Source organism: Chamaesiphon sp. (genome assembly GCF_041737865.1).
GTDB lineage: Bacteria > Cyanobacteriota > Cyanobacteriia > Cyanobacteriales > Chamaesiphonaceae > Chamaesiphon.
Window position 1 is genome coordinate 39,360 of the sequence record NZ_JBGSQZ010000148.1, and the last position, 14,719, is coordinate 54,078.

Annotated in this window: 16 protein-coding genes; 9 read left to right on the top strand and 7 right to left on the bottom strand. The window is 47.1% G+C overall.

Annotated elements, in window-relative coordinates:
* The first annotated feature begins 29 nt into the window (after positions 1–29).
* The 3 genes from ACEW9J_RS11215 to ACEW9J_RS11225 all read left to right on the top strand — a co-directional run bounded on the left by ACEW9J_RS11215 (position 30) and on the right by ACEW9J_RS11225 (position 3,498).
* On the top strand, positions 30–1,472 hold the full coding sequence (locus tag ACEW9J_RS11215) for a DHA2 family efflux MFS transporter permease subunit (RefSeq protein ID WP_373545204.1): 1,443 nt from the start codon (positions 30–32) through the stop codon (positions 1,470–1,472).
* 226 nt (positions 1,473–1,698) lie between these two features.
* Positions 1,699–2,472, top strand: coding sequence for a hypothetical protein (locus tag ACEW9J_RS11220; RefSeq protein ID WP_373545205.1), 774 nt, complete (start codon positions 1,699–1,701; stop codon positions 2,470–2,472).
* A 264-nt stretch (positions 2,473–2,736) separates the two neighbouring features.
* Positions 2,737–3,498, top strand: coding sequence for a Uma2 family endonuclease (locus ACEW9J_RS11225; RefSeq protein ID WP_373545206.1), 762 nt, complete (start codon positions 2,737–2,739; stop codon positions 3,496–3,498).
* A gap of 26 nt (positions 3,499–3,524) precedes the next feature.
* On the opposite strand, the gene ACEW9J_RS11230 is transcribed toward ACEW9J_RS11225, so the two are convergent.
* Together ACEW9J_RS11230 and ACEW9J_RS11235 are read right to left on the bottom strand one after the other, a co-directional pair.
* Positions 3,525–4,964 carry an ATP-dependent DNA helicase RecQ gene (locus ACEW9J_RS11230; RefSeq protein WP_373545207.1) on the bottom strand — a complete coding sequence of 480 codons (1,440 nt, stop codon included), beginning with the start codon at positions 4,962–4,964 and terminating at the stop codon, positions 3,525–3,527.
* 199 nt (positions 4,965–5,163) lie between these two features.
* Positions 5,164–6,219 carry a Gfo/Idh/MocA family oxidoreductase gene (locus ACEW9J_RS11235; protein ID WP_373545208.1) on the bottom strand — a complete coding sequence of 352 codons (1,056 nt, stop codon included), beginning with the start codon at positions 6,217–6,219 and terminating at the stop codon, positions 5,164–5,166.
* A gap of 375 nt (positions 6,220–6,594) precedes the next feature.
* Between ACEW9J_RS11235 and queC the strand changes: the two genes are divergently transcribed.
* A complete protein-coding gene (queC, locus tag ACEW9J_RS11240) occupies positions 6,595–7,272 on the top strand; it encodes a 7-cyano-7-deazaguanine synthase QueC (protein ID WP_373545209.1) in 678 nt (225 codons plus the stop codon).
* 137 nt (positions 7,273–7,409) lie between these two features.
* Here queC and ACEW9J_RS11245 read toward each other — a convergent pair whose 3' ends face one another.
* The 3 genes from ACEW9J_RS11245 to ACEW9J_RS11255 form a co-directional block, all read right to left on the bottom strand.
* Positions 7,410–8,720, bottom strand: a complete 1,311-nt coding sequence (locus ACEW9J_RS11245) for a hemolysin family protein (RefSeq protein WP_373545210.1) — start codon at positions 8,718–8,720, stop codon at positions 7,410–7,412.
* A 114-nt stretch (positions 8,721–8,834) separates the two neighbouring features.
* Positions 8,835–9,536 carry a hypothetical protein gene (locus ACEW9J_RS11250; RefSeq protein ID WP_373545211.1) on the bottom strand — a complete coding sequence of 234 codons (702 nt, stop codon included), beginning with the start codon at positions 9,534–9,536 and terminating at the stop codon, positions 8,835–8,837.
* 214 nt (positions 9,537–9,750) lie between these two features.
* Positions 9,751–10,320 (bottom strand): DUF2127 domain-containing protein, encoded by a 570-nt coding sequence (locus ACEW9J_RS11255; protein ID WP_373545212.1) that lies wholly within the window; start codon positions 10,318–10,320, stop codon positions 9,751–9,753.
* 143 nt (positions 10,321–10,463) lie between these two features.
* On the opposite strand from ACEW9J_RS11255, the gene thrC reads away from it, so the two are divergent.
* The gene (gene thrC, locus ACEW9J_RS11260; RefSeq protein WP_373545213.1) at positions 10,464–11,567 is read left to right on the top strand and encodes a threonine synthase; all 1,104 of its coding nucleotides are present in this window, start codon (positions 10,464–10,466) and stop codon (positions 11,565–11,567) included.
* Positions 11,568–11,719: 152 nt separating this feature from the next.
* A complete protein-coding gene (locus tag ACEW9J_RS11265) occupies positions 11,720–12,208 on the top strand; it encodes a phosphoribosyltransferase (RefSeq protein WP_373545214.1) in 489 nt (162 codons plus the stop codon).
* A 56-nt stretch (positions 12,209–12,264) separates the two neighbouring features.
* Here ACEW9J_RS11265 and murQ read toward each other — a convergent pair whose 3' ends face one another.
* A complete protein-coding gene (murQ, locus tag ACEW9J_RS11270; RefSeq protein ID WP_373545215.1) occupies positions 12,265–13,179 on the bottom strand; it encodes an N-acetylmuramic acid 6-phosphate etherase in 915 nt (304 codons plus the stop codon).
* A gap of 10 nt (positions 13,180–13,189) precedes the next feature.
* Here murQ and ACEW9J_RS11275 point away from each other — a divergent pair, with 10 nt between their 5' ends.
* Positions 13,190–13,315 (top strand): hypothetical protein, encoded by a 126-nt coding sequence (locus ACEW9J_RS11275; protein WP_373545216.1) that lies wholly within the window; start codon positions 13,190–13,192, stop codon positions 13,313–13,315.
* Positions 13,316–13,529: 214 nt separating this feature from the next.
* Here ACEW9J_RS11275 and clpP read toward each other — a convergent pair whose 3' ends face one another.
* Complete coding sequence (gene clpP / locus ACEW9J_RS11280) at positions 13,530–14,141, bottom strand: ATP-dependent Clp endopeptidase proteolytic subunit ClpP (RefSeq protein ID WP_373545217.1); 612 nt, start codon at positions 14,139–14,141, stop codon at positions 13,530–13,532.
* A 164-nt stretch (positions 14,142–14,305) separates the two neighbouring features.
* On the opposite strand from clpP, the gene ACEW9J_RS11285 reads away from it, so the two are divergent.
* Both ACEW9J_RS11285 and ACEW9J_RS11290 read left to right on the top strand, forming a co-directional pair.
* A complete protein-coding gene (locus tag ACEW9J_RS11285; RefSeq protein ID WP_373545218.1) occupies positions 14,306–14,458 on the top strand; it encodes a hypothetical protein in 153 nt (50 codons plus the stop codon).
* An 80-nt stretch (positions 14,459–14,538) separates the two neighbouring features.
* On the top strand, positions 14,539–14,685 hold the full coding sequence (locus ACEW9J_RS11290) for a hypothetical protein (protein WP_373545219.1): 147 nt from the start codon (positions 14,539–14,541) through the stop codon (positions 14,683–14,685).
* Positions 14,686–14,719: the final 34 nt, after the last annotated feature.

The window sequence follows — 14,719 nt, forward strand, 5'->3', positions numbered from 1 at the left end:
CTTTGTTTTGATGCAAGATGTGAGAAGACATGAACGATCGATCCGAAGAACATCAGCCAGTGACAGATTCCCAGCAGTCCTCAGTCCAAAAATGGCGAGTGATGCTGGGAATTGGTTTGGGAGTGCTAATGTACACGATCGATACTAGTATCGTGAATATTGCGCTTCCTACCCTCATCGAGAATTTGAACACGGATTTTGCCACGGTGCAATGGGTGGGATTGAGTTATGTCCTCGTCGTCACCTCGCTGGTATTGGGTGCCGCTAGATTGGGCGATATGCTGGGCAAAAAGCCGCTCTATCTGGGCGGTTTGGTGGTATTTACAGTTAGTTCGCTACTGTGTGGCTTGGCACCCTCGATCGAAGTGTTGATTGCGGCGCGGGCATTACAGGGTTTTGGTGCGGTGATGATTTCGGCTCTGGGTGCGGCGATTATCGTCGAGGTATTTCCGACATCGGAGCGGGGGAAGGCACTGGGAATTATTGGGGCGGTAGTCTCATTAGGGATTGCTTTAGGACCATCTGTGGGCGGCGTTCTGATTGGAATTGCGGGATGGCGATCGATCTTTTTAGTGAATTTACCGATCGGGATTTTAGCCAGTTTTGTGGTAAATAAATATGTCCCCCACACTCGCAAAACTCAGCCCCAACGTTTTGATTTCTGGGGTTCTGTCGCAATTTCGGTAGTGTTAGTTTGCTTTTCGCTGGGGATGACGGAGGGGCAAAGGTATGGATTCACGAGTAGTTTACCGTTGGGGTTATTATTCCTGAGTGCGATCGGTTTAGTTGGCTTTATTCTCCTCGAAAGTCGGATCGCTCAACCGATGCTCGATCTGAGTTTATTTCGCTCTCGCACTTTTAGTTTGAGTCTGTTGACGGGATGGTTGGTGTTTATGACATTGGGCGGAAGTTCGATCGTCATTCCCTTTTTCCTGCAATTAGTCATGCACTATCCGATCTCCCATATCGGGTTATTAATGGCAGTTACGCCCGTTGTGGGTGGCTTAGTCTCGCCCCTGGCTGGCAATTTGACCGATCGCTTTGGGACTCGAAGTATCATGCTGACTGGTATTATTCTGATGACGATTGGCTGTTTGGCAATTAGTACCCTCGATGCCAATATCCGCGATCTGGATTATCTCCTGCGGGTGATTCCGCTCGGTTTGGGCTGGGGGATGTTCCAATCGCCGAATAATAGTGCCATTCTGGGGGCGGTACCGCCGCAGCGGTTGGGCATCGCCTCTGGATTACTTTCGCTCACCCGCACCCTCGGACAAACTACCGGATTGCCACTATTTGCCACCATCTTCGCCGCGATCGCTTTAGCTGGAAAAAATGGCAGTGACCTGAGTTTAGCCGCATCTGAGGCGATCGTCAGTGGTTTTCAGGGCACATTTCAGCTAGCGGCTCTCTTACTCGCGATCGCGGCGGCATTAACCATGCTGTTGTGGCGGATGGAAAGTCAGCAATAATCTGGGCGATCCGATCGTTATCAACTATCTAAGTAATAAGCGTAGCCAGGGTACCCATGAAGGGCACCCCTACAGGTTAATTGTGTAGGGGTGCCCTTGGGTACCCTGGATCTACGCTATTGTCTAGTCTTTATGTATTTGTGCAAGTTGAGAAAGTAGCATAAGCCGATCGCTAACTAACTAGCTCATCACTCACAATGGAGGAGCAGAAAACCACAAATAATATATGATTTACGGTAGCGTAGCAGCTTTTAATTCTGGATTAATTTTTATTGCTATATTAGCATTTGGACTATTAAACTGGTTTCAAATTCCAACTGGAAGTATCCTCGATTGGGCGATCGGGATTGGTATTTTTGAATGGGCGATCTTAATCGTCACGGTACCGTGGAATATTTATTTCAAAGCACAATCCGTAGTTCAGACGGGAAAAGAATCTCAGCTTCAAGGCATCGATGTCGAAGAGCGTCAGATTCAATATGCTAGCAGTGTTGCTACTAAATCTTTAATCGTGGCGATCGGCTTACATTTAGGCACCGCGATCGGTTTATATTGGTTAGCAGTGAGCGGAATTACTGCTTTAGGTTATTGGAGTTCGGTGGGGGTACTATTACTGACATTATTACGTCCAGCGATTAGTACTTACGAGTATTTAGCAATCCGGCTGACGGCGATGCAGCAAGAATTTGCTTACCCGCGTGCAGATATTTTAGAATTGCGCGACAGGTTTCAACAATTAGAGGATCGAGTGACTCAATTAAACAATACATTAGATCCCGATGATGACACATCTTGGTTGAGCGAACAAAATTATCGGTGGGAAACAAATCGCCAAGAAGTAGCAAAAATCACCGTTTCGATCGCCAATCTCAAAGCAACTAATGAATCAGATCATCAACGATTGACGCAAGAGGCTAGACAAGCAATTTCGCAAATTACCGTCGATGGGCAATTTCTCGAACACGCTCGTGAATTAGTCAGATTTTTCAAAGAAGCCTAAGTTAGGGATTAGACTTTAGGCTTGAGGCTTGAGGCTTGAGGATTTAGGACGTGAAAATGTGTTTGAAAATTAGCAAAGCAATATAAAATATCACTATCGCTCTTACTATCCGAGCGCACTATCGGCAAACAGATTGAGTTTCTAAATCCTTTTCCTAAATCCTCAAGCCTAAAACCTAAAGCCTAAAGCCTATTGAAGGTAGACTCGATCGATAAAATTTGTAGTAAAATTGAATCACTCATAAACCAACTGATGTAGGTAGCTATGGTTGCCCAAATCCCCACAGAAACAACGACTCCAGTCATCTATCCCGATTGTGATGGCAATCCGATGTCCGATAATACCAAACAATTTCGGTGGATCGTGACGATTAAAGAAAACCTTGAACTGCTCTCTGCTGAAGATCCGCAGGTATTTATCGCTGGGGATCTGCTCTGGTATCCAGTCGAAGGCGATAATAAGATTCGCCAAGCACCGGATGTGATGGTAGTATTTGGTAGACCAAAAGGAGATCGAGGATCTTATCGACAGTGGGTAGAAGACAACATTCCGCCGCAAGTCGTGTTTGAAATCCTGTCCCCTGGCAATCGGATGGCAGAAATGAGCCGGAAGTTGCACTTCTACGATCGCTATGGAGTATCAGAGTATTATATATATGACCCCGATCGGATCGATCTCGCAGGTTGGGTCAGACATGAAGATCGATTAGAATCGATTTCCCAAGGGGAAGGCTCCGCCAACGAGGATACTCACAATTGGATTAGCCCACGACTGGGTATCCGCTTCAGTATGCAGGAAGATACACTGGTAATCTATCGTCCTGACGATCGACCATTCTTGAGTTTTGTCGAAATAGACCAACTTCGTCAACAAGCGCAACAGGAAACCCAACAAGCTCGACAAGAAACCCAGCAAGCTCGACAAGAAACCCAACAAGCTCGACAAGAAATCCTGCAAGTTGAGCAACAGGCTGAAAAATTAGCGGCTAAATTGCGCGAACTCGGGATCGATCCAAACGATTTGTAAGGAATGTCGATGTCTCGATCGAGTTATCATCTCTGTGCCAAACACCGATCGCAATTACCACACCGCCAATGTTGATGCGGCTGACAGCCAAACGCCGTCAATAAATATTCCCAGCGACAACCAGGATATTTAATATAAGTCGGAACGCCGCTAAAGAGTTGCTGCTGTTGTGCCTTTAATGACTGCCAATTGGGTTGTTTTCCAATATTCAAACGTCGATAATTAAATGGTGTTTCCCAAGCTAATTCACCAATGCTGTGTAACAAGGATAACGCGATTGAGCTTTGCGGGAATTTACGCTCGATCTCAGTTGCATCACCACTCGCTGGTAATTGTTTGGCTAAAGTAGTTGCCAGATCGTAATAGCGATCGATACTCTCAGTAAAAAACTTGTTTCGCTGGCGATCTTCTGGATATAATAAACCCGTCGATTCACATGCTAATAGTAACGCCGCCGAGGGTTTCCCATCCCGTCCAGCTCGACCAATTTCTTGGATATATTCAGCCAATAATACTGGCGGCTGAAAATGGACAATCCACCGCACATTTGCTTTATTAATCCCCATCCCAAAAGCGCAGGTACACACCACATATTGCAATTTCCCGCTCAACCATTCGCCTTCGACGCGCCGCCGCGCCTGGGGACTCAAGCCAGCATGATAAGCTGCTGTTTTGTCGCCGCGTGTTGTTAGCAAAGTTGCTAATTCTTCGCTGGTGTCGCGCGTTCTGACGTAGACTAGCCCCGACTGGTGGGGATATTTGTCGATAAACTTGGCGAGCTGCTCTCTTCTACCGCGCGGTGTCCAGATCTGCTTGACTGACAACTGGAGATTCTGGCGGTGAGGATTGAGGATAAATTCGGCGGGTTTGTCAAGTTGCAGGACTTTTTTGATTATCTGCTGCGATCGGGGGTCAGCAGTCGCTGTAAAGGCAGCGATCGCGATTTTGGTACCGAGTGGCTTTTGGCGGATCAGGGTGGCACGAGTCGCCCCCAAGCGGCGATAGGTGGGACGAAAGGTTTCACCCCAATGGACGAGACAATGAGCTTCATCGAGGATCAGCCGATCGATCTTCAGTTCGGGAGCGGACAATCTCGACCATACAGGCGGAGTCAGCAGGGTTTCAGGGGATAGATAGAGTAGCTGTAGCTTGCGATCTGATAGGGCTTGTAGCGTCTGCTTGCGCTCGGCTGGGGGGATTTCGCTATGCAGCAAACCAGCGGCTAATCCTTTCTGGGTTAATTCCTGAACTTGATTTTCCATCAAGGCTACTAGCGGCGAAATCACTAATGTGACCCCACTACTGAGTAAAGCTGGAATTTGGAAGCACAGAGATTTACCGCCCCCAGTCGGCATCACAATCAGTGCATCCCGATCTGCAAGCAAGCACTCAATAATTTCGCGTTGGGGCGATCGCAACTCATCATAGCCCCAAATCTCTCGTAATTTCGCCTGAATTCGATCCATGAATCGCCTGAAACCTATCTGGTGGGAACTGCCCACCCTACTTTATTAAAAATCCCCTACTCGGAGCGGCGGTTTTATTAGGAGGTTACCACCGAATAAAAAAACCGACAAGACAGGGGTGCCCGCAGGGTGGGGTGGGTAGATCTACGCCTACAAACCCAGGGGCAATCCATGAATTGCCCCATCCTATATTCGATCGTTACTTATTATTCACCAGTTCCAATCGATCGCGATCGGACAGTTTCCAGACTTTACCATCGAGAGCCATCTGCTCGATCAATGTCGCGAGGCGCAGGGCTTTGAGTGCCTGTTCGCCGCCGACTGAGGGTTCGCTGCCACACCTAACACAGTTGACAAAATGCTCTAATTCTGCATATAGTGGCTCGACATTTTTGACATAAACTTTCTCGATCAGTCCATCCTGACGGTATAAACCCTGATGGTACTCATTGAGTAGATCGGTGTTGTGACGGTGGATCGAGATTTCGTTGCTGAGGAAGTTTGCTTCTGTCAATGATTGACGACAATGAGCGGCGATGGTACGCGTTTTGCGGTGGGTGACTTTACTGGCGGTGAGAGTGGCGACGACACCATTGGCAAAACCGAGCGTTGCAGTCACGTAGTCGAGATATTTGGATTCGGGGCAGCGGCTACCACTAGCAGTCAAGCCGACAACAGGTGCCCCAGCTAGTTCCATCAACAAGTCGATGTCATGGATCATCAGATCGAGGACGACAGAGACATCATTCGCCCGATTTGAATAAGGACTCATCCGATGTGCTTCGAGAGCCAAAACTTTCTCAGTTTTGAGGACTTGACTGAGTTCTTGAAAAACGGGGTTAAAGCGTTCGATATGTCCGACTTGGAGGATACATTGAGACTCAGCCGCAGCATTGACTAGAGCTTCAGCTTCAGCAATCGTTGCGGCGATCGGTTTTTCAATCAAAACGTGTATTCCTGCTTGTAAGCAAGCAATCCCCACCTCGTAGTGCAGTCTAGTCGGGACAGCAATGCAGACAGCATCAACTTGGGAGATCAGATCGCGATAGTCTTCATAAAATTTAGCTTTATACTTACTCGCGGCTTCCAAACCATGCTCGACATTGACATCAGCGATGCCAACCAGTTGGACGTTCTTGAGTAAGCTCAACACCCGCGCATGGTGTTGTCCCATATTACCGATCCCGATGAGTCCTACTTTCAGTGGCTGGGGCGAACCTGACTGAATCCCTGTGTCTAACTGTCTGGCTGACATGCTGTTTCTCACTCTAAAATTTACTCCTCCACCACGAATTAGTTATCAGTTGTCATTTATCAGTCGATCCGACTGGAGTTTATTTGTCCTAGGACATCTTCTCATCTCGATCGATCTCAGATGTGTTTGGTGTCGATCGAGCCAAGCCAAACCGAATGGTGGCAATTGATAACCAATCGTTGTTCGACCGATCTAGAACAATCCCGATACTATCACAGCATCATTATTGTAAAGAACAAAAAAGTTTTGTTTATGTTCCTTATTTTAGGCTTTAGGTTTTAGGCTTTAGAGAGTAAGGAACACCCAGTCCCCCAGTCTCCCCGTCTCCCCGTCTCTAAGTTAAAATAGCGGTTTATCCCTCATCCCTCGCTTGTTGTGAAAGCAGTTATTCTCCTCTCAGGTGGTTTAGATTCCTCGACGGTGTTGTATCTGGCAAAAAGTGAGGGTTACGATTGTTACGCCCTTTCTTTTGATTATCAACAACGTCATCGGCGCGAACTGGAGGCTGCTCGGACGATCGCGACTGCTGTTGGTGTCGCTGCTCATCAAGTAGTGAGCTTCGATCTCCGCTTGTGGGGCGGTTCTGCGCTGACAGACGATCGAGTTGACTTGCCGCAGGATCGCGATCTGGCGGCAATGTCGGAGTCTATTCCCGTTACCTATGTGCCCGCCCGTAATACGATCTTTTTGAGTTTCGCGCTGGCTTATGCCGAAGCGATCGCGGCTAGTCGGGTATATATTGGTGTGAATGCGCTAGATTATTCTGGTTATCCCGATTGTCGCCCTGACTATATCGATGCGATGCGATCGGTATTTAGATTGGGCACTAAACAAGGTAGAGAGGGCGATCCGATCGAAATCATCACGCCACTAATCGATCTAAAAAAAACGCAAATTATTCAGCTTGGCGATCGATTGGGCGTACCTTGGGCGCATACTTGGTCTTGTTATTCTGCCGCAGATGTCCCCTGCGGTGTCTGTGATTCCTGTCGGTTGCGGTTGGCAGCATTTGAAGAGTTGGGTTTAGTCGATCCGGGATTAGGTTTTAGTTAGGCTTTAGGTGTTAGTAAATCCCTAACTGGTGCGTTACGCTTGCGCTAACACACCCTACAAATATAACTAACGCCTTTTTCCCTAAAGCCTAAAGCCTAACGCCTAAAGCCTAAAGCCTAAAGCCTAACGCCTAAAGCCTAACGCCTAATCCTGACTCGATCGATTCTGGGGCCTACGGTAGAAATAACTGTAAAATTCCAGTCACCATAATCTAGGGATTCTCCATCCTGGGGGAATCTTTGTAATTTGTTTAGCAAAAATCCGGCGAGAGTTTGATAATCATCAGCTAGCGGGAGATCGATGTTCAGTTGTTGGTTGAGATCTTCGAGATGGATTTGGGCTTGAACGAGGAATGTCCCGTCTACTAGTTTCTGGAATAGTTGGGTGGGTCGATCGGATGTAACTTTCATGCCGATCATTTCTTCGATCGCATCTTGACGGGTAATCAAACCAGCGGTGTTGCCAAATTCATCAACGACGATCGTCATGTGGGTGTTGGATTGCTGCATCTGTCTGAGGACAGCAGTTACAGGTGTAGATTCGGTGACAAATTCTACTGGTTGAATCCATTTGACGATCGGGATTTGTCCGGCGGATTTACCTTGAGCGAGCAGGGGGACAAAATCTTTAAATGCGACGACGCCGACAATTTTATTTAGGGATGTATCGGTAACAGGATAGCGGGAATAGCCATTTGTCGCGACTTTAATTAGCAGTGTTTGACAACTAGCTGTTTGGGGGACAGTAACCATCTGGGTACTCGGTACCATCACATTAGTCGCGATCGTGTTGGCAAATTCCAGGACTTTGGTTAATACTTCGCGTTGTTCGATCGCTAGTCCACTCGATTCCCGCTCGGTAGAGACGATCGCTTGCAACTCTTTGAATGTCATCCGATCTCGCCCATCATGTCGCTCGTCGATCCCGACTAATCGCAAACACAGTCTAGTCGATCGATCGAGTACCCAAATCAGCGGACTAAAAATTCGGGTGATGGCGAGACTGGGAGCAACCAGCAAACGGGCAATTTGTTCGGCATAAGTCAGCGCGATCGATTTGGGAATTAGTTCGCCGAATACAATCTGGAGATACGCCAACAGAATAAAAGTGACTGGAATCGCCAGCGAATGCGCCAGTGGAATGCTCTTAAACACCTGAGCCAAGATTTGGGCGATTGCCCGTTCGCCAATCCAACCTAGTGCCAAACTAGAGAGCGTAATCCCGACTTGGGTAGTTGAGAGCAACCGCTCGATTCCCCGTTGTAAATCTTGGACTTGTCTGGCTGGATCGTCACCAGCAGCCACTAACTGCGTAATTCGCGATCGCCTGACTGACAATATCGCAAATTCTGTAATCACAAAAAAGGCATTAATCGCAATTAAACCCGACACTAGTAGGAGTCGCCACCCAATGTCTGAACCACCTAAAAGTGGATGAGGATCGTTCATTGTCTAGACGCAGAGGACGCAGAGTAAGGGGAGTACGCGAAAGAGTTGGCTAGTTGGGACGGGGGGACGGGGGACATTATTTACCATTCACCCCTAAAGCCTAAAGCCTAAAGCCTAAAGCCTTCCTACTGGTACTCCTGATGCTTCAAGTTGCAGTTTTCGATCTACATCGGTTAATTGTAACGATACACTCTTGACTTTATCCAGAGCATTTTTGGGAATAATCAGCATAACTTTGGCTTCTGTACCATTAGCCGCGAGACTATTTGGTAATCCAGTGGTGGTAGTACCGATCCCTCGATCGCGATCGTTGGTGACATTAATTGTCCCTTGTCCAAAGTTTACAGGTTGGCTGCCATGATTGACTAGTCCCAACTCTAGCTTAACATCGTTGCCTTTGGATGCGATCGATTTGACTGTCATCATAATTCCCCGATCTTCTCTGACGATCGGCAGTTTGAGCGGTGGCAGACCAGTTTTTGGGTCGTTTTTCACAGCTTTTTCAAAAGCATCAGCCTGTTTTTTGGCATCTTTTGCCTGTTGAGCATCTTTTTTTGGTTCTTCAATCCCCATCTGCTTTTTAGCATTAGCAATCAATTCTTGCTCTGAGATTAATTCCAAGCTTTTGGTATTTTGATTTTGTTTACTGGCACCCTTGTTATTATTAGGACGAATATCTGGTTGGGTAACGCCTTTGAGTGCCTCATGTCCAGACAAAAAGCCAATCCAGCCGCTCATAATTCCTGCTGCCAGCATAAAGAATAGTAAAATACTGGTCAATAGTAATGTGCGGTCGCCTTTGATACTTTTTTTCATATTTATCTTTGCCAAAAATCGCTTGAGACAGCCATTACCTGCTAATGTTTATAAAATATTACCCGATTCGGTTGATGTTCTTTGTTAATATCCTAGCAATCGTAGCATTAGGCTGTATTGTTCGCTTCAGTCATATTTTACCCGAATATCTCCATCCTATTGCTAGGGATAGCCAAGATCGCTCGATGATTTATTCAAACCGTTACCGATCGAACTATTGATGTTGTTTCTTGTGTTCTGCGAGTGCGTGTCTGAGTAGATAGATAAACATGGCGATATTGATAGCGAATACCCCAAATTTGACGATCGAGGCTTTTTGAATGATTTCGTAGACTTCCACTGGAATTGTGATCCCGACAATCCCGACTACCAGAATTGTTGCCCAAGCTTTTTGGTGCCATAAACCAAATGCTTCGATCCCATTAACTGCGGCATAAACCAGGGCGACAAATGCCCCGAATTGCATTTTAGTAGTTGAGACGCTCAATACTTGCCTTAATCCTGCTTTGATAATTTCGCGTTTGCCCGTCATCATATATTCTTCGGCAAACGCGAACAAACTATCATGTCTTTTCGATGTCAAAAATAACCCGATCGCTACACAAGTTAATAATCCAACTGTAAAACACTTGTAGATAACGATCGCAACTAAGGCACGCGGACGGGTTTCTGGTTCGGACATTGACTCGATCGTTTGGTGGATGGTGAATGGTGGATGGTGGCTAAGGGCATGAACTTCGATCGAGGATGGAGCTGAACTTGCTAGTCTCTCAAACCCCCTCATCCCCAATCCCGATCCCCGATTGCCTGGGTTTAGTACCTAGATTGCCTAAAATTATGCTTCAATAGTAGAATCAACGGGGAGTCTGCGATCTTCGTAATGAGCAAGAGTCGCCCATCGTTTCTTAACCAGGTTATAGTCACATCATGAGTTTAGATACCCAAATTGAAGTCAATTCCGTAACTAATGTCAACCGTGGTTGGCCGGGATTAATTGAAACCTATCGAGCGTATCTACCTGTGACTGCGACTACCCCAGTAGTCACCCTGAATGAAGGTAACACACCATTGATTCCCGTGCCGACGATCGCGGCAGAAATCGGACGTGGTGTCAAAGTATATGTCAAATACGACGGCTTAAATCCCACAGGTAGCTTCAAAGACCGAGGGATGACTATGGCAATCACTAAAGCAAAGGAAGCGGGTGCCAAGGCGGTAATTTGTGCCAGTACGGGCAATACTTCGGCGGCGGCGGCGGCTTATGCAGTGCGCGGGGGAATGCGCGCCTATGTGTTGATTCCCGATGGTTATGTGGCTTTGGGTAAATTAGCCCAAGCTTTGCTGTATGGTGCTGAGGTATTGGCAATTAAAGGTAACTTTGATGATGCTTTGGATATCGTCCGGCAGATGGCAGATAATTATCCAATTACGCTGGTAAATTCGGTCAATCCTTATCGGCTAGAGGGGCAAAAAACCGCAGCATTTGAATTAGTCGATGCTTTGGGTGACGCGCCAGATTGGTTGTGCATTCCCGTCGGCAATGGCGGTAATATCACGGCGTATTGGATGGGATTCAATCAGTATCAACAGCATGGCAAATGTCGGAATCTCCCCAAAATGATGGGATTTCAAGCCGCAGGTTCCGCGCCGCTAGTTAGTGGGATCCGCGTCAAAAATCCCGAAACCCTCGCGACGGCGATTCGGATTGGTAATCCCGCTAACTGGGAAAAAGCAATCGCGGCTAAGAATCAAAGTGGGGGCGAATTTAATGCCGTTACCGATGCTGAAATCATCGCCGCTTATCGGTGGTTGGGTAGTAAGGAAGGGATCTTCTGCGAACCTGCAAGTGCGGCTTCTGTAGCAGGTTTACTCAAGGTCAAAGATCGCGTACCCGATCGCGCTACAGTAGTCTGTGTCCTGACTGGAAATGGACTCAAAGATCCCGACACGGCGATCGCCAATAAAATCAATCCATTTCAACAAGGTATCGCGGCAAATATGGAAGCTGTTGCATTGGCAATGGGGTTTTAAATTAATTGATAATTAGCTTTGTAGCTTTGTAGGGTGGGCACTGCCCACCAACTAGTTTTCAGGCGATTTACTATTAGCTATATCGGCTCTTCATCGAGATTCAACACAAACGTTCTCTATTTAATTTTGACGATTAGAATCAGAGCTTTCCTATGTCCGATTTAGATATATCTTGGGATGAATATCATCAGTCGATCGAGTTATTAGCCGCCAAGATTTTTGAGTCGGGATGGGAATTCGATCGGATTGTCTGTCTGGCTAGAGGTGGCTTGCGAGTAGGCGATATTCTCTCCCGAATTTTTCACCAACCATTAGCAATTTTAGCGGCTAGTTCCTACGGTGGCGACTCCGAGCAAGAGCGCGGTAAACTATCGATCGCCAGTCAGATTACCATGACCAGCGATAGGTTGGGTAGTCGGGTATTATTAGTTGATGACTTGGTAGATTCTGGCGTCACACTCCAACAGACAGTAGGCTGGTTGAAGGATCGATATCCAGAGATTGAGGAGCTAAAAACGGCTGTCATCTGGTACAAAGATTGCTCGATTTGTGTACCAGACTATTACGTTAGCTATCTCCCCGAAAATCCCTGGATTCATCAACCGTTCGAGAAATACGACAATTACTCCCGTACCACCTAAAAAACAGACGATCCACCATTCACCATTCACCATTCACCATTCACTATAGGAAGGGACTATAAACTATCGACAGCAGATCGTAATTGTCCGTGATTCTGGGCGAGAATTGCCTCGGCTGTGGATCGATCGATCTGATTCCAGTGCATTAGTAGTGCCACTTTGACAGATTTATTACTCGCTGACAATAACTCACTTGCAGCATCCCGATCTAATTGCGTCAAGTCTTGAATTATCTGCAAAGCTCGATCGAGTAACTTGGTATTAGTCACAGCTACATCGACCATCCGATTCCCGTAGACTTTGCCCAATTTTACCATCGTCCCAGTCGAGAGGATATTCAGAGCCATCTTTGTCACAGTGCCCGATTTTAGCCGCGTAGAACCCGACAAAATTTCTGGCCCTACAGGTAATCTAATGTCGATATCGGCGATACTGGCGACCTGATTTGCAGGCACACAGGCGATAAAGATGGTCTGAGCACCGCGTTGTTTGGCAGACTCGATCGCACCGTGGACATAGGGAGTCGTACCACCTGCGGTAATGCCCACTACCACATCATGCTGTCCGATCTGATGCTCCACCATCGCTTGAGCACCATCGCTAGCAATATCTTCCAAGCCTTCGGAACTCTTGATTAGTGCCCCAATACCCCCAGCTAGAATCCCTTGCACTAGCTCCGGCTCTGTACAAAAAGTCGGCGGGCACTCAGCCGCATCGAGTACGCCCAATCTCCCGCTAGTACCCGCACCGATATAAAATAATCGTCCGCCTTGACGCAAGGAATCAGCAATAATATCGATCGCTTGGGCTAATTCCTGTTTGGCACTGGCGATCGCGTCTAAAGTATTCACATCTTCCCGATTAAATAACTCTACCAGCTCTAGGGTACTGAGTCGATCGAGGTTGGCACTATTGACATTTACCTGTTCGGTGAGCAGATGTGCGCGGGTATTCGGGCTTTCGGGGGTCATGGTTTAGTGGATGGGTGGATGGGTGGATGGTGGATGGTGGATGGTGGATGGGTGGATGATGGGTGGAATGGATGCAAAATTAATGGTAGGAGCAATTTGTGAATTGTTCCTACCATTAATTTTATTGAATGTCTAAAACTGAGGGATCGAATTCAATCCTCAAACTCTGAGAGACTCACTTCCCACTCAAGAAATAGACAATTGCGGTACATGATACACACTATGCCTCCGGCAGGCTACGCATTGCCTACGGCAGGCTAACGCCAACAGTGCAAGCCATTCACCATCCACCATCCACCATTCACTTACTACTCCAGATGTCTAATTTGACACAGGCACAGTAGCAGTCATTACTGAACCAAAGCTAGAGGAGGATTGGTAGCACTGACGCGGCGATCGATCACGGTATCGATTAAACCATAGTTCTTGGCTTCATCCGCAGACATATAGAAATCGCGATCGGTATCTTCTTGGATTTTCTCCAATGGTTGACCCGTATGTTTGGCGAGGAGATCGTTTAGTGTCCCCTTGATATAGAGAATCTCCTTGGCTTGGATGGCGATATCTGTCGCTTGTCCTTGTGCGCCACCTAGAGGCTGGTGAATCATAATCCGCGAACTGGGAAGACTCATGCGTTTGCCTGGGGTACCAGCACTGAGCAAGAATGCGCCCATACTCGCGGCAAATCCCATACAGACAGTAGAGACATCGGGGCGAATTTGGTTCATCGTATCAAAGATGCCCATTCCCGCCGAAACCGAACCGCCAGGGGAATTGATATACACATAGATATCTTTTTCGGGATCTTCTGCTTCCAAAAATAGCAGTTGCGCCACAATCAGATTTGCCATATCTGAAGTTACTTGACCGCCTAAAAAGACAATGCGATCGCGCAGTAGTCGAGAATAAATATCAAAGGCGCGTTCGCCTCTGCCAGATTGTTCAATTACGGTAGGTATCATAGCTACGCCTTTATACATCGATTCTTTTTATTATCGCCTAATCTCGGTACTAACAGTCTAGGGTTAACCGTACGCGACGATTGTGCTTGGCACACGGGCGATCGATCGGCTTTTTTTGGGGATCTGGGGTCAAACTCACTACCTCTAACAGATGAGGTCAACACATGCGTAAATTCCCTGAAAGGCTCGGTAAATATGTACGTGAATCCCCAGATGGCTTATTGGTCGATGTTGGTGATGTGGATGGAATAGCCGCAGCAATGGCGAGGATCCTCAAGTCACCCACCGCCGCAGCTCAGATGAGTAAATTAGGTTAGAAGCGGCTATTTGACTACGATCTGGAATCGATCGTCAAGCTACACGAGCAATTATATGCTAACGCTTTAGGCGGCGCAACTTGAATTATCGAACCAAAATTAATGCCCCACCACAATGTGATGAGGCATTAATTTTTAGTAGTGTTGCCGATCGTTCGAGCGGTACACTTCGATCGACCGATCGACGATTGACTGTTAACTATAGCAAGCCTAAATCAAATCCATAGGTATCGATTGTGGTGCTCCTGCGGCAGCAGCCCA